This is a genomic window from Roseicyclus persicicus (assembly GCF_012395815.1).
Classification (GTDB): Bacteria; Pseudomonadota; Alphaproteobacteria; order Rhodobacterales; family Rhodobacteraceae; genus Roseicyclus; species Roseicyclus persicicus.
This window is the reverse complement of record NZ_JAAZQQ010000005.1, coordinates 263,274-279,902: the sequence shown is the minus strand read 5'-3', so window position 1 is coordinate 279,902 and position 16,629 is coordinate 263,274. Positions and strand designations below refer to the sequence as shown.

Below are 16,629 nucleotides of genomic sequence, written 5' to 3'. Positions count from 1 at the left end.
GGCAGGCATGCGCAGCCTGAACGCGTTGTGGGCGGGCCGGCGTGATTGGTTCAACCCGGTCGGTCGAGAGCAACGGATCAAGGACTACATTGCCCTTGCCAACCAGCTGGTTTGGCAACGTCAGGCGAGCTTTCTCTCGGCGGCCGTGCTGGCCGCGTTCTACTTCGATCCCTATGCCACGCTTGCCTGCTACGCCGTCGTCGTCCTGACCGAGATCCTCGATCAGCTCCTCGCCCGCCAGTCCCGGGCCTGGGACGGCAAGGACCCGGTGGCGGGCCGCCGGATCCTCCAGCGCATCGCGCGCAACACCGCCGTCAGCGCCACGGCGATCAGCCTGTTCATCATCAGCATGGCGGTCCAGCAGACCTCGGGCGGCCACTTCACGCCGCTGTTCTTCCTGTTCTCCGCGGCGCTCTTCGCGGCGATGCACAACAGCCAGATGGTCGGCATCCTGCTGCTGCGGCTGTCGATCTACGCCGCCGCCTTCCTGTTCATCGCGCTGCTCGACCTGGTGCGCTACATGCCGCCCCTCGGCTCGCAGGTCTGGCTGGAATTCTTCACGATCATCTTTGTGCTGTATTTCATCGTCGACACCTCGGTGCACTTCTACCTCAACTACCAGGAACGCATCGCGCACATGAGGCGGATCGAGGAAGAGAACGAGCGCACCAAGGCCGCCTACGAGGTCAAGTCGCAGTTCCTGTCCACGGTCAGCCACGAGCTGCGCACGCCGCTGACCTCGATCAAGGCGTCGCTGGACCTGGCCAACAACGGCGTGCTCGGCGCGGTCCCCGACGGGCTCAAGCCGGCCATCGGCATCGCGGCCAAGAACGCGCAGCGGCTTGCGGCCCTGATCGACGACCTGCTCGACCTGCAGAAGATCGAGGCCGGCGAGATGGTCTTCAATTTCGAGCCGGTCGACGTGAACACCCTCGTGAAGGAGGCCGTCGAGGCCACCTCGGGCTTCGCCACCAAGCTCGGCATCCAGGTCTCCACCGTCCCCTGCGCCGAGGCGTGCCACGTCCGGGGCGACCACAGCCGCCTGATCCAGGTGATGAACAACCTGCTGTCGAACGCGGTGAAGTTCTCCGAGGACGGCGGCGCGGTGAAGGTCATCGTCGAGACGGACGGCGCCCGCGTGCGGATCTCGGTCCATGACGAGGGCGTTGGCATCCCGCAGGACGCCCAGGACCGGGTCTTCGGCAAGTTCAGCCAGGTCGATTCCTCGGACATCCGCAAGGTCGGCGGCACCGGCCTCGGCCTCAACATCAGCAAGCAGATCATCGAGCGCCACGACGCCACCATCGACTACGTCAGCGAGCTGGGCGTCGGATCGACCTTCTTCCTGGAATTCGACCGCCTCGAGGGTGCCGACACCTCCCGCGCCGACGACCGCCCCATCGCCAAGGTCGCCTGAGGCCGGGCCGCCGCGGGGCGCGCCAGCCCGGTTCGTGAACGAGGATCCCGGCGAACACCTCGCGGGCGACCCAGCGGATCAGGTCCGCGATGCAGGCCCCGGGTCTATGGCCCGGGGCCTGCGTCGCGGGACGGGCAACCCCTTGGCGGGGCAGAAAGAAAAGCGGCGGATCGGCTACGCTTGGGGGGCTTATCTGCCGATCCGCCGAGTGTCGGCGTCGTTGAGGGCCGTGGCCGACGCCGAGTGCAGCATGTCGTGTCCGGGCCGAGGCCCGGTCAGGCGCGCGCCTTGCGCGCCGCGTAGCTCGCGGTGCCGTCGAGAATGCGATGGGCGAGGGTTTCCTGCTCGGTGATCATCACCAGCTTGCGCCAGTGTTCCCCCTGCACCATCGGGTCGAGAAGCTGCGCGTAGGGCAGCGTCTCCACCTTCTCGGCCAGCGTGGCCCGCGCCCGGCGGGCCGCCAGTTCGACGGACTGCGCCGGGAGGCGCTGGTGCATCGCGTCGAGCGCGAACAGCCACGCGCCCAGCACCAGCTCACCCATCTCGTGGTCCGAAACCGGCGCCGTCTGCGGCGGCACGCGGTCCTCCAGCCTCACCACCCGGTCCTGTGCCGGGGCGGCCTGCGGCCCTGCGGGGATGTCCGCCTCGGGCCTTGTCTTGTTGATCTGCTCGGTCATCGGTCGTCCTGCCTGTTCTCGAGCCGCATCTAGCGGCCGCCCCGCAGGAAAGGAACGGCGCAGTCATGTCACTTTGTAACAAGCTGTTTCACCGGCCGGCTCTGCCACGGGCGGTTACACTTTCCTGCCCGCGGGGCCGGCCCACGGGCGGGCGCGCGGCTTGCCAGACCGCGGGGCCATGGTAGAACGCCCCGGTCAGAGCAAAGGGCCGCCCGACCCGATGAAACGCGTCCCCCATATCCTTGTCGTCGACGACGATCGCGAGCTGCGCGACCTCGTGGGAAAGGTGCTGGAGCGCGAGGGGTTCCGCATCTCGCGGGCCGAGGACGGCCGCGCGATGCGGCGCACGCTGGATACCGGCGCCATCGACCTGATCGTGCTCGACCTGATGATGCCCGGCGAGGACGGGCTGACCCTGTGCCGGGAACTGCGGGGCGCGCAGGACCGTACGCCGATCATCATGCTGACCGCCAAGGGCGACGACATCGACCGCATCCTCGGGCTGGAGATGGGCGCCGACGACTACCTCGCCAAGCCCTTCAACAGCCGCGAGCTGATCGCCCGCGTCAGGGCGGTGCTGCGGCGCACGGCCCAGCCGGCGCCGGCCGACAGCTCGCCCGACCTGCGCTATCTCAGCTTCGAGGGGTGGCAGCTCGACCGCAGCAAGCGCGAACTGCTCAGCCCCGAGGGCATCGTGGTGTCGCTCAGCAGCGGCGAATACGACCTGCTCGTCGCGCTGGCGCTCAGGCCGAACCGGACGCTGACCCGCGACATGCTGCTCGACCTGACGCGCGGGCGCGCCTCGATCGTGTTCGACCGCAGCATCGACATCCAGATCAGCCGGCTGCGCCGCAAGCTGGGCGAGGACCCCAAGAACCCGTCGATCATCAAGACGGTCTGGGGCGGGGGCTACCTGTTCGCGGCCGACGTGACGGAAACCTGACCGTGCTCCGCAGCCTCAAGGCGCAGACCGTCGCCGTGATCCTTGTGGGCCTGTTGGTGTCCAACAGCCTGGGGCTGGCGATCTATTTCCGCGACCGGCAGGAGACGCTGGTGCTGCAGGACGCCTACGACATCGTCGAGCGCGCGGCCGGGGTCAGCCGGCTGTTGCGGAACATCCCCGACGCCTGGAACCCCGAGATCGAGGCGGCCTCGGACAGCCGCGCCTTCCGGGTCTGGAGCACCACCGAGCCGGTCTTCGCCAACCGCACCCCGACCGAGGACGAGCGCAGCCTGACCACCGATTTCCGCAGCAAGGTGCCCGCGATCCGCGACAACGACATCCGGGTCTGGTTCCGCCGCGCGCTGCCGCCCGGCTTCCTGCAGCCGCCCGGCCTGGCCGACGCCGCCGAGGCCGAGGTGCCCGAGGGCGGCCGGCGCTGGATCATGGCCATCTCGGTGCACCACGGCGACGACGAGTGGCTGAACTTCCTCGGCCAGACCTCGCCCTCGGCCGACGCCTTTCCGCGCTACCTGCTGACCACGGTGCTGTTCGCGCTGCTGGTGCAGAGCGCCATCGCCGTCTGGCTGATCGGCCGGCTGACCGCGCCGCTGCAGCGGATGGCGACCGCGGCCACCCGGCTGGGCACCGACCTGCGCGCCACCCCGATGGCCGAAAGCGGCCCGCTCGAGGTGCGCGCCGCGGCGCAGGCGTTCAACCTGATGCAGAAGCGCCTGCTGCGGCTGGTCGAGAACCGCACCGGGATGCTGGCGGCGATCTCGCACGACCTGCGCACGCCGATCACCCAGATGCGGCTGCGGACCGAGCTGGCGCCGCCCTCGGAAGAGCAGGAAAAGATGCTGGTCACGCTGGACGAGATGAACACCATCATCGGGACCTTCCTCGACTACGCGCGGGTCTCGGGCGACACCGAGGAGCGCGCGCTGCTCGACCTCGGCAGCCTGCTGGAAAGCATCTGCGACGACTTCGCCGACACCGGCGCGGCGCTGACCTGCACGGTCGACCAGCCGATCCGGCACTACGGCAAGCGCGTGGCGCTGAAGCGGGCCTTCACCAACGTGATCGAGAACGCGATCAAGTACGGCGACCGCGCGGTGGTGCGGGCCCGCCTCGAGGGGCCGACCATCACGGTCGAGATCGACGACGCGGGCCCGGGCATCCGGCCGGCCGAGATCGACGCGGTGTTCCGGCCGTTCCGGCGCGCGGTCGCGACCGGCGCCCCCGAGAAGGAGGGCTTCGGCCTCGGCCTCAGCATCGCGCAGATGATCCTCGAGGACCACGGCGGCGCGATCACGCTGGAGAACCGGGCGCAGGGCGGGCTGCGGGTGACGATCACCCTGCCGGCCCACCGCGCCGCGCCCGCCCCGTCGCGGCGACCCTGACGCGGCGGCCCCGCGCCGCGGATGGCCGATTGAAACCCCCGGGGTCGCTGCTACACTCCCCCCAAGGTCTGGAGGAGGCCCCCCCACTGCTGGCGTATTCTCACAACGGGCTGCTTGTCGCGGCGTCGCTTGCCGTGGCGTTGATGGCGGGCTTCAGCGGGCTGTCGCTGACGCGCGGCGCCTCGGCGCTGGGCCTCGCTCAGCGCAAGCTGGTGGTGGCGATCGCCGCCGTGGTGCTGGGCGGCGGCATCTGGTCGATGCATTTCGTGGCCATGCTGGGCCTGCAGCTGCCGATCCTGTTCTACTACGACGGGCTGATGACGCTGATCTCGGCGCTGATCGCCATCCTCGTGGTCGGCCTCGCGCTCCTGATCCTGCATTTCGTCCCGCGCCGGCCCGCGACGCTGGTGGCGGCGGGCACGGTGATGGGCCTCGGCATCGCGGGGATGCATTACGTGGGCATGCTGGGGATGGAGATCTGCCGCCCCGTGTTCAGCCTGGCCGGGGTCGGCGTGTCGCTGGTCGCGGCCCTGGGCCTGTCGATCCTGGCGGTCTGGGTGGCCTATGGCGCGCGGACGCGGGGCAACATCCTGCTCGGCACCGTCTGCTTCGCGCTGTCGGTCTTCGCGCTGCATTTCATCGCCATGGGCGGCACCGGCTTCATCGTCGACGGGGGGGTGCAGGCCGCCGGGCCGCCGATCTCGAACGAGGTGATGGCGATGGGCGTCTCGGTCGCGGCCTTCGCCATCTCGGGCGCCTTCCTCCTGACCGGCGTCACCTTCCTCGGGCCCGCCGAGGCGCCCGCGGGCCCGGCCCCCGCGCCGCCCGAGGGGGTGGCCGCCCCGGCCGTGCCACAGGGGCGGGGGGCCGCGCCGGGGCGCGAGGACGCGCCGCTGCGCATCCCCTACGAGCAGGGCGGGCGCACCCGGTTCCTCGACCGCGGCGAGGTCGCGGCGGTGCGGGCCGAGGGGCACTACACCATCCTGTACGCCACGGCGGGCAAGTTCTTCTGCCCCTGGTCGATCTCCGAGGCCGAGGACCGGCTGGGGCCCGCGCGCTTCGTGCGCGCGCACCGCAGCTACCTGGTGAACCCCGACTACGTGGTGGAGTTCCAGCGCAGCAAGGACACCGGCAGCTGCGTCCTGCGCGCCGTCGACTCGTTGCAGCGGGTGCCGGTCAGCCGGTCGCGTCTGGCCGAGGTGCGCACCGCGCTCGGCCTCTGACGGCGCGCTTTCGCCACTCGCGCAACTCGTGCGCGCCCGTCGCACTTCGTGCAGAAAACCCTGTTTTTCATGGCCGCACTGTTGGTGGCCGCGCGCTATTGCCGCAGCGTGTCGTGTGGGGAGCGCAGATCAACGACGCTCCGGGGAGGACACATGATACCAGCCGGGTTCGATTACCATCGACCCGCCGACCTCGCGTCGGCGCTATCCATCCTGCAGACCCATGGCGACGAGGCGCGCGTGATCGCGGGCGGGCACAGCCTGATCCCGATGATGAAGCTGCGCATGGCCGAGATCGCCCACCTGGTCGACCTGCAGGACATCACCGACCTCAAGGGCATCACCGTCGGCGACGCCGAGGTCGTCATCGGCGCGATGACCACCCAGGCCGAGCTGATCGGCCACGACGGTCTTGCCGCGCGCCTGCCGCTCCTGCGCGAGGCGGCGCTGCAGATCGCCGACCCGCAGGTGCGCAACATGGGCACCGTGGGCGGCAACGTCGCCAACGGCGACCCGGGCAACGACATGCCGGGGCTGATGCAGTGCCTTGATGCGTCCTACGAGGTGGTCGGCCCCGACGGCGCCCGGATGATCCCGGCGCGCGAGTTCTACGAGGCGGCCTATTTCACCGCCCGCGGCGACGACGAGATCCTGACCCGCATCGTGATCCCTGTGCCCGCCGCCGGCACCGGCTACGCCTACGTCAAGCAGAAGCGCAAGATCGGCGACTACGCCACCGCCGCCGCCGCCGTGCTGGTGGGCAAGGGCGGCGCGTCCGTCGCGATGACCAACCTGGCCGACACGCCGGTGTGGTCCGAGGAGGCAAGCGCCGCGCTGGCCGCCGGCGACATCGAAGGCGCGGTCGCCGCGATGCTCGACGCGATCGACCCGCAGGAGGACATGAAGGGCCCCGTGGCCTTCAAGAAACATGTGGCCGCCGTGATCCTGCGCCGCGCGATCGCGCAGGCCCAGGCCCGCGCGGCGTGAGGGGAGGACACGACATGGCGAACAAGATGCACGTGAAGCTGACGCTGAACGGCCAGCAGGTCGAGGGGCTGGCCGAGCCGCGGACGCTGCTGATCCACTTCCTGCGCGAGAACCTCAACGTCACCGGCCCGCACATCGGCTGCGAGACCTCGCATTGCGGGGCCTGCACCGTCGACATGAACGGCAAGTCGGTGAAATCCTGCACCGTCTTCGTGGCGCAGGCCAACGGCGCCGAGGTCACGACCGTCGAGGGGCTGGTGAACCCCGACGGTTCGCTCGGTGTGATCCAGGAGATGTTCCGCGAACATCACGGCCTTCAGTGCGGCTTCTGCACGCCGGGCATGATCACCCGCGCGCACCGTCTGCTGCAGGAAAACCCGCGGCCCACCGAGGAAGAGGTCCGCTTCGGCATGGCCGGCAACCTGTGCCGCTGCACCGGCTACCAGAACATCGTCAAGGCGATCCTCGCCTCTGCCGACATGCTGAACGCCCAGAAGGAGGCGGCGGAATGAACGACCAGGTGATGAGCCCCGAACAGCGCGCCGCCAACCTCAAGGGCATGGGCTGCGCCCGCAAGCGCGTCGAGGACGTGCGCTTTACCCAGGGCAAGGGCCGCTACGTCGACGACATCAAGCTGGACGGGATGCTGTTCGGCGATTTCGTCCGCTCGCCCTATGCCCACGCCCGCGTCGTGTCGGTCGATACCTCCGAGGCGATGAAGGTGCCGGGCGTGGTCGCCGTGCTGACCGCGCAGGATCTGGCGCCGCTGGGCCTGCACTGGATGCCGACGCTCGCCGGCGACAGGCAGATGGTGCTGGCCGACGGCAAGGTCCTGTTCCAGGGCCAGGAGGTTGCCTTCGTCGTCGCCTCCGACCGCTACGCCGCCGCCGACGCGGTCGAGAAGGTCGTCGTGGAATACGAGGAGCTGCCGGTCGTCGTCGACCCGTTCAAGGCGCTGGAGCCCGACGCCCCCGTGCTGCGCGAGGATCTGGAAGGCAAGATGACGGGCGCCCACGGGCCGCGCCGGCATCACAACCACATCTTCACCTGGGAACAGGGCGACAAGGACGCGACCGAGGCGGTGCTGGCCGGCGCCGACGTCGTGGCCGAGGAGATGGTCTACTACCACCGCACCCACCCCAGCCCGCTGGAAACCTGCGGCTGCGTGGCCGCGATGGACAAGGTGACCGGCAAGCTCACGCTCTACGGCACCTTCCAGGCGCCGCACGCGATCCGCACCGTGGTGTCCCTGATCTCGGGCCTGGCCGAGCACAACATCCGCGTCATCAGCCCCGACATCGGCGGCGGCTTCGGCAACAAGGTGGGCGCCTATTCGGGCTACGTCTGTTCCGTCGTCGCCTCCATCGTCACCGGCAAGCCGGTGAAGTGGGTCGAGGACCGGATGGAAAACCTGATGTCCACCGCCTTCGCCCGCGACTACTGGATGCACGGCAAGATCGCCGCCACCAAGGAGGGCAAGATCACCGGCCTGTGGTGCCACACCACGGCTGACCACGGCGGCTTCGACGCCTGCGCCGACCCGACCAAGTTCCCGGCCGGCTTCATGAACATCTGCACCGGGTCCTACGACATCCCCACGGCCTACCTCGCCGTCGATGGCGTCTACACCAACAAGGCGCCGGGGGGCGTGGCCTACCGCTGTTCCTTCCGCGTCACCGAGGCGGCCTATTTCATCGAGCGGATGATCGAGGTTCTGGCGATCAAGCTCGGCATGGACGCGGCCGAGCTGCGGCGGATCAACTTCATCCGCAAGGACCAGTTCCCCTACCAGTCGGCGCTGGGCTGGGAATACGACTCGGGCGACTACCACACCGCTTGGGAAAAGGCGCTGAACGCCGTCGGCTACGACGCCCTGCGGAAAGAGCAGGCGCAGCGGCTGGAGGACTTCAAGGCCGGCAAGACGCGCAAGCTGATCGGCATCGGCCTGACCCACTTCACCGAGATCGTGGGCGCGGGGCCGGTCAAGAACTGCGACATCCTCGGGCTCGGCATGTTCGACTCGTGTGAAATCCGCATCCACCCGACCGGGTCGGCCATCGCCCGGCTCGGCACGATCAGCCAGGGGCAGGGCCACGCGACGACCTTCGCGCAGATCCTGGCCTCGGAGATCGGCATCCCCGCCGACAACATCACCGTCGAGGAAGGGGACACCGACACCGCGCCCTACGGCCTTGGCACCTACGGGTCGCGCTCGACCCCGGTGGCGGGGGCAGCGACGGCGATGGCGGGCCGCAAGATCCGCGCCAAGGCGCAGATGATCGCGGCCTGGCTGCTGGAAGTGCACGACGACGACGTGGAGTTCGACGTGGACCGTTTCGTGGTCAAGGGCGCGCCCGAGCGCTTCAAGACCATGAAGGAGATCGCCTTTGCCGCCTACAACCAGGCGATCCCGGGTCTTGAGCCGGGTCTGGAGGCGGTCAGCTACTACGACCCGCCGAACATGACCTACCCCTTTGGCGCCTACATCTGCGTGATGGAGATCGACGTCGACACCGGCGTGCACGAGGTGCGCCAGTTCTACGCGCTGGACGATTGCGGCACCCGGATCAACCCGATGGTGATCGAGGGCCAGATCCACGGCGGCGCGACCGAGGGCTACGCCATCGCCATGGGGCAGGAGATCGCCTACGACGACATGGGCAACCACAAGTCCGCGACGCTGATGGATTTCTTCATCCCGACGTCGTGGGAAACGCCGACCTACCAGACCGATTTCACCGTCACCCCCAGCCCGCATCACCCGATCGGGGCCAAGGGCGTCGGCGAAAGCCCGAACGTCGGCTCGGTGCCCTGCTTCTCGAACGCGGTCCACGACGCGTTCCGGCCCTTCGGCCTGACGCAGAGCCACATGCCGCACGACCAGTGGCGGATCTGGAAGATCGCCAACGACCTCGGCCTGCACGGCTGACAGGACAGGGCGGGGCGGGCCTCCGGGTCCGCCCCGCGACCCCCGCAATGACCTTGCAAGAGCTCAGAACCGCGCTGGAGGGCCGGGGCTATGTCGCCTCGGGCGACCTCTCCATGGCGCTCCACCTCGCGCTCGGGCTCGGGCGGCCCCTGCTGCTCGAGGGGCCGGCGGGCGTGGGCAAGACGGAAATCGCCCGGGCGCTGGCCGAGGCCACGGGCGCGCGGCTGATCCGGCTGCAGTGCTACGAGGGGCTGGACGCCAGCCACGCCATCTACGAGTGGAACTACCAGCGCCAGCTTCTCGCCATCCGCGCCGAGGGCGCGACCGAGGACAGCCTGTTTTCCGAGAAATACCTGATGCGCCGGCCGCTCCTCGAGGCGATAAGCCAGCCCGAGCCGCCGGTCCTCCTGATCGACGAGATCGACCGCGCGGACGAGGAATTCGAGGCGTATCTCCTTGAAATCCTGTCCGAGTTCCAGATCACGATCCCCGAGCTCGGCACCATCGCGGCGACCAGCCGGCCGGTGGTGATCCTGACGGCGAACGGCACCCGCGACCTGTCGGACGCGCTGCGCCGCCGCTGCCTCTATTCCTACGTCGACTACCCCGACCGCGACACCGAGATTGCCATCCTGCGCGCCCGCGCCCCCGATCTCGCGCCGCGCCTTGCCCGCCAGATCGTCGGCGTGGTGCAGGCGCTCCGCCGCGAGGACCTGGAGAAGAAGCCGGGCGTGGCCGAGATGCTCGACTGGGCGGCGGCGCTGGCGGGGCTCGGGGTGAACGACCTGTCCGACGATCCCGCCACGGTGCAGGCGACGCTGGTGTGCCTGCTCAAGACCGCGACCGACCGCGACGCGGCACCGCCCGAGCTGATGGCGCGGCTGATCGGCAAGGTGGCGTGATGCGGGCGACGCGGTTTCCCGAGCGGGCGGGCGGGCCGGAGGACCGGATGGCGGGCTTCGTCGCGCATCTGCGGCTGAACGGGCTGCGCCTCGGGCCCGCCGAAACCGCCGACGCGCTGGAGGCCCTCATGCTGGTCGACGCCACCGACCGCGACGCGGCGCGCGCGGCGCTCAAGGCGCTGTTCGTGCCCGATGCCGAGACGTGGCGCCGCTTCGACGACCTCTACGACGCCTACTGGTTCAACGCGGGCCGCACCCGGCGCGGCACGGCGCACCCCGACCGGCGCGGAGTCGCGGCCCCCTCGGCCGCCGCGCTGTGGCAGCCGCATCTCGACGGCGGGGCAGGGGCCGCGGGCAGGGAGACCGACCGCCAGCCCGACGCCGGCGAGGGCGAGGCCGAGGGGACCGAGGGCCGCCTGATCGCCACCCGCACCCGCAACCTCGCCCGCCGCGACCTGCGCGAGATCGCCGATGCCGACGCCTTGCGCGAGGCCGCCCGCGCCGCCGAGGCACTGGCCCGCGCGATCCGCGACCGCCGCTCCCGCCGCCGCAAGCAGGCGCTGCGGGGCCGCGAGATCGACTTGCGCCGCACGCTGCGCGCCAGCCTCGCGCGCGGGGGCGAGCCGCTCGACCTGCGCCGCCGCAGCCGGCCCGACCGCCCGGTGCGCATCATCGCGCTCTGCGATGTCAGCGGGTCGATGACCGTCTACGCCCGCGTGTTCCTGGCCTTCGTCAAGGGGCTGGTCGACGCCGACACCGAGGCCGAGGCCTACCTGTTCCACACCCGCGCGATGCGGGTGACGCCGGCCTTGCGCGACCGCGACACGCTGCGCGCCGCGACCCGGCTGGGCTTGATGGCCGAGGGCTTCGGCGGCGGCACCGACATCGGCGCATCGCTCGCCGCCTTCGCAGACGGGCCGGGCGGCCGCCGCCTGACCCGGCGCAGCGTCGTGGTGATCCTGAGCGACGGCTACTGCACCGGCCGCCCCGAGGCGCTGGCCGCAGCCCTTGCGCGCCTGCGCCGCCGCGCGGGGCGCATCGTGTGGCTGAACCCGCTGAAGGGCTGGGCCGACTACGCCCCCGTCGCCGCCGGCATCCGCGCGGCCCTGCCGCATCTCGACGCGCATCTTCCCGCCAACACCATCGCGGCGCTCGCCGCGCTGGAACCCGAATTCGCACGGCTCTGAGGACAGGACCCATGGGCAAGTTCGACATCTTCGACACCATCGACCGGCTGCGGCGGGAGGGGCGCCCCTTCTGCGTCGCCACCGTCGTGCGCACCGCCGACGTGACCTCAGCCAAGGCCGGCGCCAAGGCGGCCGTCACCGAGGACGGCGAGATCCTCGGCCATCTCGGCGGCGGCTGCGTGCAGCGCGCGGTCCGCACCGCGGGGGCCGAGGCGATCGAGAGCGGGGAAACCCGGCTGATCCGGGTGAAGCCGTCCGAAAAGGTCGTGGCGCTGACCGACGAGGACGGCGCGCAGGTGTTCCGCAGCGGCTGCCCCTCGGGCGGCACGGTCGACCTGCTGATCGAGCCCTACCGCCTGCCGCCGATGCTGGTGCTGTTCGGCGCGACGCCGATCAGCCGGGCGCTGGCGACCCATGCGCCGCTGGCCGGCCTTCGGGTCGCGGCCCCCGCCGCGCTGGGGCTGGCCGCGCCGGTCGTCGCCTTCGAAGGCACCGACCTGTCGGGCCTTGCCGTCGGCCCGCGCGACTTCGTCGTGGTGGCAAGCCAGGGCGCGCAGGATCTGGCCTGCCTGCGGGCCGCGCTGGACAGCCCGGCGGCCCGCGTGTCCATGGTCGCCTCGCGCCGCAAGGCCACGGCCCTGACCGCCAAGCTGGCCGAGGCGGGGATGCCGGCCGACCGCATCGCGCGGCTCAAGTCGCCTGCGGGCCTCGACATCGGGGCCATCGACCCGCACGAGATCGCGCTGTCGATCCTGGCCGAGATCGTCCAGTGGCGCGCGCGCGATGCCGCGCCCCGGACGGAGGAACCCCATGGCCAGACTGCGTGACTGGGGACGCGCCCGCCGCGCGCCGCCCCCCGCCGATCCCGCCGCACCGGCCGAGGCCCTGCTGGCCGCTTTCACGAAATGCTGCTGAACCGAAGGACGCACCAGACATGGAACTGAAGGACGAAATCCGCATCCCCGCCTCGAAGCAGGTGGTCTACGACGCGCTCAACGACCCCGAGGTCCTCAAGGCCTGCATTCCCGGCTGCGAGGAGCTGATCCAGCATTCGCCGACCGAGCTGGAGGCCAAGGTGGTGCTCAAGGTCGGCCCGGTGAAGGCGCGCTTCACGGGCGTGGTCACGCTGGACCAGGCCGGCGCGCCCGACCGCTTCGGCCTGTCGGGCGAGGGCAAGGGCGGGGCCGCGGGCTTTGCCAAGGGCGGCGCCGAGGTGACGCTGACCGAGGACGGCGACGGCACCATCCTGCGCTACGACGCCCGCGCCGAGGTGGGCGGCAAGCTGGCGCAGCTGGGCAGCCGGCTGATCCAGGGCACCGCGCAGAAGCTGTCGGCCGCCTTCTTCGAGAAGTTCGCCGCCACCGTCACCGCCGACGCCGAGGCCTGACGGCGCGGCCACGGCCGGGTCGCGGCCGGCGGCGGGGTCAGGCGCGCGCCGGGCGACGCAGGCGCCAGAGGTTGCCGCCCTGCGGCTCGAGACCCTCGCGCTGCCCCGCGCCCTGCCCGTCGTTCAGGAGCCGCGACAGGTCCCTTCCGACGGCGCGGCTGTAGATGTGGTAGAGGTGGCCGGTGGGCTCCGAGGCGGGCAGGTCGCTGAGGTCGATCACCTCCACGCCCGCCAGGCCCGACACGTCGTGCCCGGCCTCGCCCAGCCGGGGGTAGCCATGCAGCTGCGCCGACAGGGCCAGCGGCTTGTCCCCGGTGGTGGCGTAGACGGTGATGCTGCGGGCGACGGCGGCGATGCGGGGCAGGATGCGGGCGAAGATGCCCAGGTCCATGTCGGGGGCCATCAGCACAACATTGCCGAGCCGCAGGTCGGGCCGCCGGCTGGCCGCGTCGTAGAGCGCCAGCACCACGCCCCGCGCCCCGAGGCTGTGCCCGATCACGTCGACCGCCCCCGACCCGAAGCGGCCGTCCAGCGCGATGATCGTGTCGGCCAGGTCCGGCACGCTCCAGTAGAGGTTCGCCTCGTCGTGCATGTAGTAGGCCGCCACCCCGTTCGAGGGCCAGGTGAACCACAGGAACCGCCCCGCAAGGCCGGCGTTCTCCTGGAACAGCGCGGCGCGGCGGCAGCCCTTGCCGAAGCCGATGTAGTAGCCGTGCACGTAGAGCGCCGGGCCCCGGCCCCCCGCCGTCGCGGCCAGCCGGTCGAACACGGCGTCGCCGTCCATGTCCTGCACCGCCTGCACCCGCAACAGGTCTTCGCGCAGGAAGTTCGGCGCCACGCCGGCCAGCGGCGACAGCAAGCCGAGGTCGAGATCGCCGACCCGGCACAGCCCGGCCTTCGGGGTGCTCCTCTCGCTGCCGTAGGCCTCGGCGGGATCGGGCGCGTCGGTCCGGTTGCGCAGCGTGATGAACGGGAATTCCAAGGCGAGCATCTCCGTCTGGGCTGCCGGGGCAGGGCGGGCGCGCGGAACCGGGCGCAGGGCAAGGGGGGCGGCGGCCTTGATGCGGGGTCGGTCCTGACCGACCTCTACACGACAACCGGCGCCGCGCGGTAGCCCAACGGCGCCGCGGCTGCCCGCCGTTCGGGCGATGGGCGGGACGGACGCGCTTGACCCTTGGCGGATCCCGCGGCCGCGTGACAAGCTGCGGCCCGGGGCAGTGGGGCAGCCCGGCCGCGGGCGCGACAGGACAAGGGGGGCGCATGTCGAGGATCATCGGACCCATCTCGGTGCCCTGCCTTATGCTGGGCCTGCTGTTCTTCGCGGCGTCGCTGACCCCGTCGCTGATCCCGCGCGGGCCGGCGGTGCAGGGCATCCTCGGGGGGCTGGTCACGGCGATCGGCTACCTGCTCGGGCAGGTCGCGGGGCTGTTGTGGCGGGCGGCCGACCTGCCGCGCCTGTCGGGCCGGCCGGCGCGGGTGCTGACGGTGGCGGTCGCGGTGCCGCTGGTGGGGCTTTTCCTGTGGGTGCTGGGTTCCAGCCTGGGCTGGCAGAACGACCTGCGCGGGAAGATGGGCCTTGCGCCCGCCGACGCGCTGGGGCTGGCCACCATCGTGCTGCTCGCGCTTGCCACCTTTGCCGCGGCCTACGCGCTGGGCCGGCTGGTGGCGACGCTGTTCCGCCTGATCCGGGCGTGGTTCTACCGCATCATGCCGCCGCGGCGGGCCAATGTGCTGGGCGTCGTCGCGGTGGCGGCGATCCTGTTGGTGATCACGCGCGATGGCATCGTCGACCGGGTCGTCGCCGGCCTCGACGAAAGCTACGAGGCGGCGCAGGAACTGTTCCAGAACGCGCCGCCGCCGCCGGCCGACCCGCGCATGACCGGCAGCGCCGCCTCGCTGGTCGACTGGGCGGCCATCGGCGCGCCGGGGCGGGATTTCATCCTGTCCGGCCCGGACGCGGCGGCGATCTCGGCCTTCACCGGGCGCCCGGCGCTCGACCCGATCCGCGTCTACGTGGGCCGCGCCAACGGCGACACCCCGCAGGCCCGGGCCGAGCTGGCGCTGGCCGAGCTGATCCGCCAGGGCGGCTTCGAGCGCGAGGTGCTGATCGTGGCCAGCCCCACCGGCACCGGCTGGATGGACCCCGGCGCCCATGACCCGGTGGAATACATGCACGACGGCGACATCGCGACGGTCGCGGCGCAGTATTCCTACCTGCAGTCGCCGCTGGCCCTGATCCTCGAGACCCGCACCGGGCTGGAACAGGCGACCGCGCTGCAGGAGGCGGTGCATGGCCACTGGCAGACGCTGCCCCCCGACGCGCGCCCGCGTCTCTACGTCCACGGCCTCAGCCTCGGCGCTTGGTCGTCGATGCACGCGACCAACCTGTTCCGCCTGCTCGACGATCCGATCGACGGCGCGTTCTGGGCCGGCCCGCCGTTCCCGTCGGCCTTCTGGGCCTACGTGCAGGCCCAGCGCGATCCGGGCAGCCCCTGGGTCCTGCCGGTGATCGGGGACGGGTCGTTGGTGCGCTATGCCTCGCATGTGGCCGACGCCTCCGCGGCGGCGGCGCCCTGGGGCGACATGCGGATCGTGTTCCTGCAGTATTCCAGCGACCCGGTGGTGTTCTACGACCCCGCCTCGCTGTGGCGCGCGCCGCCCTGGATGCGCGAGCCCCCGGCGCCCGACATGTCCGACCATTTCGTGTTCATGCCCGTGGTCACGCAGTTCCAGCTGGCGCTCGACATGGCGCTGTCCTTCGGGGCGCCGCCGGGCTTCGGGCACGCCTACTACGCGCGGGATTACATCGGCCCCTGGGTGCAGGTGACCGCGCCCGAGGGCTGGACGCCGGCCGACACCGCGCGGCTGCAGGCGCACTGCGACAGAGGCTTTCAGCAGGGCTGTGCCAACGGCAGGCCGTGACCGGCGCCGCGGCGCGGGTCAGCCGGCCCCGAGCGTCGCCAGCACCCAGCCCGCGAAGTCCCGCGCCAGCGGACCCATCGCGGCGTCGAAGGCCTCCACCAGCGCGGTGTCGTCCAGCGACGCGGCGGTGGCGGTCGAGGTGAAGGTCCGCGCGGCGACGATCCGCACCCCGTCCTCGCGCACGATGCGCGAGGTCAGGCGGATGTCGATGCGCGCGCTGTCGCCGTCCTCCAGCACCTCGGCCTCGAACTCCACCAGCTCGGTGACGATGGCGTAGTCGCCGCTGGGCCCGAGGGGGCGGCGCCCGACATACTGGAACGCGCCGGTGGCATCGAGCGTGCGCAGCAGCACGGTCTGCACCATCACCGGCGCGGGTTCGCCCCAGCGGACGCCGGGCAGGTAGGTCGCCGCCAGCCGGTCGGGGCGGATCATGATCCGGTCGGTTTCCAGCGCGCCGCTGGTCGTGGGCAGCTCGACGATCACGTCGCGCGCCTGGCTGCGGCGGGCCACCGGCACCTCGGCGGGGGGCTGCAGCTCGTAGACGTCGAGCGGCTGGGTGGCATCGCCCAGCGCCGACAGGGCGGAGCAGCCGGACAGGAGCGGCAGGACGAGCGCGAGCAGCAGCGCGCGGGGCATCTGGGTGGGGAACACGCGG

General features: G+C 71.3%; 15 protein-coding genes. 12 read left to right on the top strand and 3 right to left on the bottom strand.

All coding sequences use genetic code 11. The features are described 5' to 3' along the window. Positions 1 to 7 precede the first annotated feature (7 nt). The gene (locus tag HCU73_RS15100) at positions 8 to 1,417 is read left to right on the top strand and encodes a sensor histidine kinase (protein WP_168624294.1); all 1,410 of its coding nucleotides are present in this window, start codon (positions 8 to 10) and stop codon (positions 1,415 to 1,417) included. Between the two features lie 275 nt (positions 1,418 to 1,692). Here the strand turns inward: HCU73_RS15100 and HCU73_RS15095 are convergent, their stop codons facing one another. Further along, positions 1,693 to 2,094, bottom strand: a complete 402-nt coding sequence (locus HCU73_RS15095) for a hypothetical protein (protein ID WP_168624293.1) — start codon at positions 2,092 to 2,094, stop codon at positions 1,693 to 1,695. Between the two features lie 220 nt (positions 2,095 to 2,314). Between HCU73_RS15095 and HCU73_RS15090 the strand changes: the two genes are divergently transcribed. From HCU73_RS15090 to HCU73_RS15045, 10 genes are all read left to right on the top strand, one after another. Further along, positions 2,315 to 3,037 carry a response regulator gene (locus HCU73_RS15090; RefSeq protein ID WP_168624292.1) on the top strand — a complete coding sequence of 241 codons (723 nt, stop codon included), beginning with the start codon at positions 2,315 to 2,317 and terminating at the stop codon, positions 3,035 to 3,037. 2 nt (positions 3,038 to 3,039) lie between these two features. Further along, positions 3,040 to 4,437 (top strand): ATP-binding protein, encoded by a 1,398-nt coding sequence (locus tag HCU73_RS18770; RefSeq protein ID WP_168624291.1) that lies wholly within the window; start codon positions 3,040 to 3,042, stop codon positions 4,435 to 4,437. Between the two features lie 143 nt (positions 4,438 to 4,580). After that, positions 4,581 to 5,660 (top strand): MHYT domain-containing protein, encoded by a 1,080-nt coding sequence (locus HCU73_RS15080; protein ID WP_239025587.1) that lies wholly within the window; start codon positions 4,581 to 4,583, stop codon positions 5,658 to 5,660. A 153-nt stretch (positions 5,661 to 5,813) separates the two neighbouring features. Continuing rightward, positions 5,814 to 6,647: an FAD binding domain-containing protein gene (locus HCU73_RS15075; RefSeq protein ID WP_168624290.1), complete on the top strand. Its 834-nt coding sequence runs from the start codon at positions 5,814 to 5,816 to the stop codon at positions 6,645 to 6,647. Positions 6,648 to 6,661: 14 nt separating this feature from the next. Then, a complete protein-coding gene (locus tag HCU73_RS15070; protein ID WP_168624289.1) occupies positions 6,662 to 7,159 on the top strand; it encodes a (2Fe-2S)-binding protein in 498 nt (165 codons plus the stop codon). Beyond that, positions 7,156 to 9,576, top strand: coding sequence for an aerobic carbon-monoxide dehydrogenase large subunit (locus HCU73_RS15065; protein ID WP_168624288.1), 2,421 nt, complete (start codon positions 7,156 to 7,158; stop codon positions 9,574 to 9,576). Before HCU73_RS15070 ends, HCU73_RS15065 begins: the two co-directional genes overlap by 4 nt. 47 nt (positions 9,577 to 9,623) lie before the next feature. Then, positions 9,624 to 10,478 (top strand): AAA family ATPase, encoded by an 855-nt coding sequence (locus HCU73_RS15060; protein ID WP_168624287.1) that lies wholly within the window; start codon positions 9,624 to 9,626, stop codon positions 10,476 to 10,478. After that, positions 10,478 to 11,665 (top strand): vWA domain-containing protein, encoded by a 1,188-nt coding sequence (locus HCU73_RS15055; RefSeq protein WP_210730661.1) that lies wholly within the window; start codon positions 10,478 to 10,480, stop codon positions 11,663 to 11,665. Before HCU73_RS15060 ends, HCU73_RS15055 begins: the two co-directional genes overlap by 1 nt. A gap of 11 nt (positions 11,666 to 11,676) precedes the next feature. Then, entirely contained in the window at positions 11,677 to 12,492 is an 816-nt protein-coding gene (locus HCU73_RS15050) for an XdhC family protein (protein WP_168624285.1), read from the top strand. A gap of 107 nt (positions 12,493 to 12,599) precedes the next feature. Next, entirely contained in the window at positions 12,600 to 13,052 is a 453-nt protein-coding gene (locus HCU73_RS15045) for an SRPBCC family protein (protein WP_168624284.1), read from the top strand. Between the two features lie 37 nt (positions 13,053 to 13,089). Here HCU73_RS15045 and HCU73_RS15040 read toward each other — a convergent pair whose 3' ends face one another. Beyond that, on the bottom strand, positions 13,090 to 14,034 hold the full coding sequence (locus HCU73_RS15040; protein WP_239025586.1) for an alpha/beta hydrolase: 945 nt from the start codon (positions 14,032 to 14,034) through the stop codon (positions 13,090 to 13,092). Positions 14,035 to 14,312: 278 nt separating this feature from the next. Between HCU73_RS15040 and HCU73_RS15035 the strand changes: the two genes are divergently transcribed. Beyond that, complete coding sequence (locus HCU73_RS15035) at positions 14,313 to 15,974, top strand: alpha/beta hydrolase (RefSeq protein ID WP_168624282.1); 1,662 nt, start codon at positions 14,313 to 14,315, stop codon at positions 15,972 to 15,974. A gap of 18 nt (positions 15,975 to 15,992) precedes the next feature. Here the strand turns inward: HCU73_RS15035 and HCU73_RS15030 are convergent, their stop codons facing one another. After that, on the bottom strand, positions 15,993 to 16,625 hold the full coding sequence (locus HCU73_RS15030; protein WP_338052128.1) for an ABC-type transport auxiliary lipoprotein family protein: 633 nt from the start codon (positions 16,623 to 16,625) through the stop codon (positions 15,993 to 15,995). Positions 16,626 to 16,629: the final 4 nt, after the last annotated feature.

Coding starts and splice junctions, on each gene's coding strand:
- HCU73_RS15050 (WP_168624285.1), top strand. CDS start 11,677: ATGGGCAAGTTCGACATCTTCGACACCATCGACCGGCTGCGGCGGGAG.
- HCU73_RS15070 (WP_168624289.1), top strand. CDS start 6,662: ATGGCGAACAAGATGCACGTGAAGCTGACGCTGAACGGCCAGCAGGTC.
- HCU73_RS15060 (WP_168624287.1), top strand. CDS start 9,624: ATGACCTTGCAAGAGCTCAGAACCGCGCTGGAGGGCCGGGGCTATGTC.
- HCU73_RS15080 (WP_239025587.1), top strand. CDS start 4,581: ATGGCGGGCTTCAGCGGGCTGTCGCTGACGCGCGGCGCCTCGGCGCTG.
- HCU73_RS15065 (WP_168624288.1), top strand. CDS start 7,156: ATGAACGACCAGGTGATGAGCCCCGAACAGCGCGCCGCCAACCTCAAG.
- HCU73_RS15055 (WP_210730661.1), top strand. CDS start 10,478: ATGCGGGCGACGCGGTTTCCCGAGCGGGCGGGCGGGCCGGAGGACCGG.
- HCU73_RS15100 (WP_168624294.1), top strand. CDS start 8: ATGCGCAGCCTGAACGCGTTGTGGGCGGGCCGGCGTGATTGGTTCAAC.
- HCU73_RS15095 (WP_168624293.1), bottom strand. CDS start 2,094: ATGACCGAGCAGATCAACAAGACAAGGCCCGAGGCGGACATCCCCGCA.
- HCU73_RS15075 (WP_168624290.1), top strand. CDS start 5,814: ATGATACCAGCCGGGTTCGATTACCATCGACCCGCCGACCTCGCGTCG.
- HCU73_RS15035 (WP_168624282.1), top strand. CDS start 14,313: ATGTCGAGGATCATCGGACCCATCTCGGTGCCCTGCCTTATGCTGGGC.
- HCU73_RS15045 (WP_168624284.1), top strand. CDS start 12,600: ATGGAACTGAAGGACGAAATCCGCATCCCCGCCTCGAAGCAGGTGGTC.
- HCU73_RS15090 (WP_168624292.1), top strand. CDS start 2,315: ATGAAACGCGTCCCCCATATCCTTGTCGTCGACGACGATCGCGAGCTG.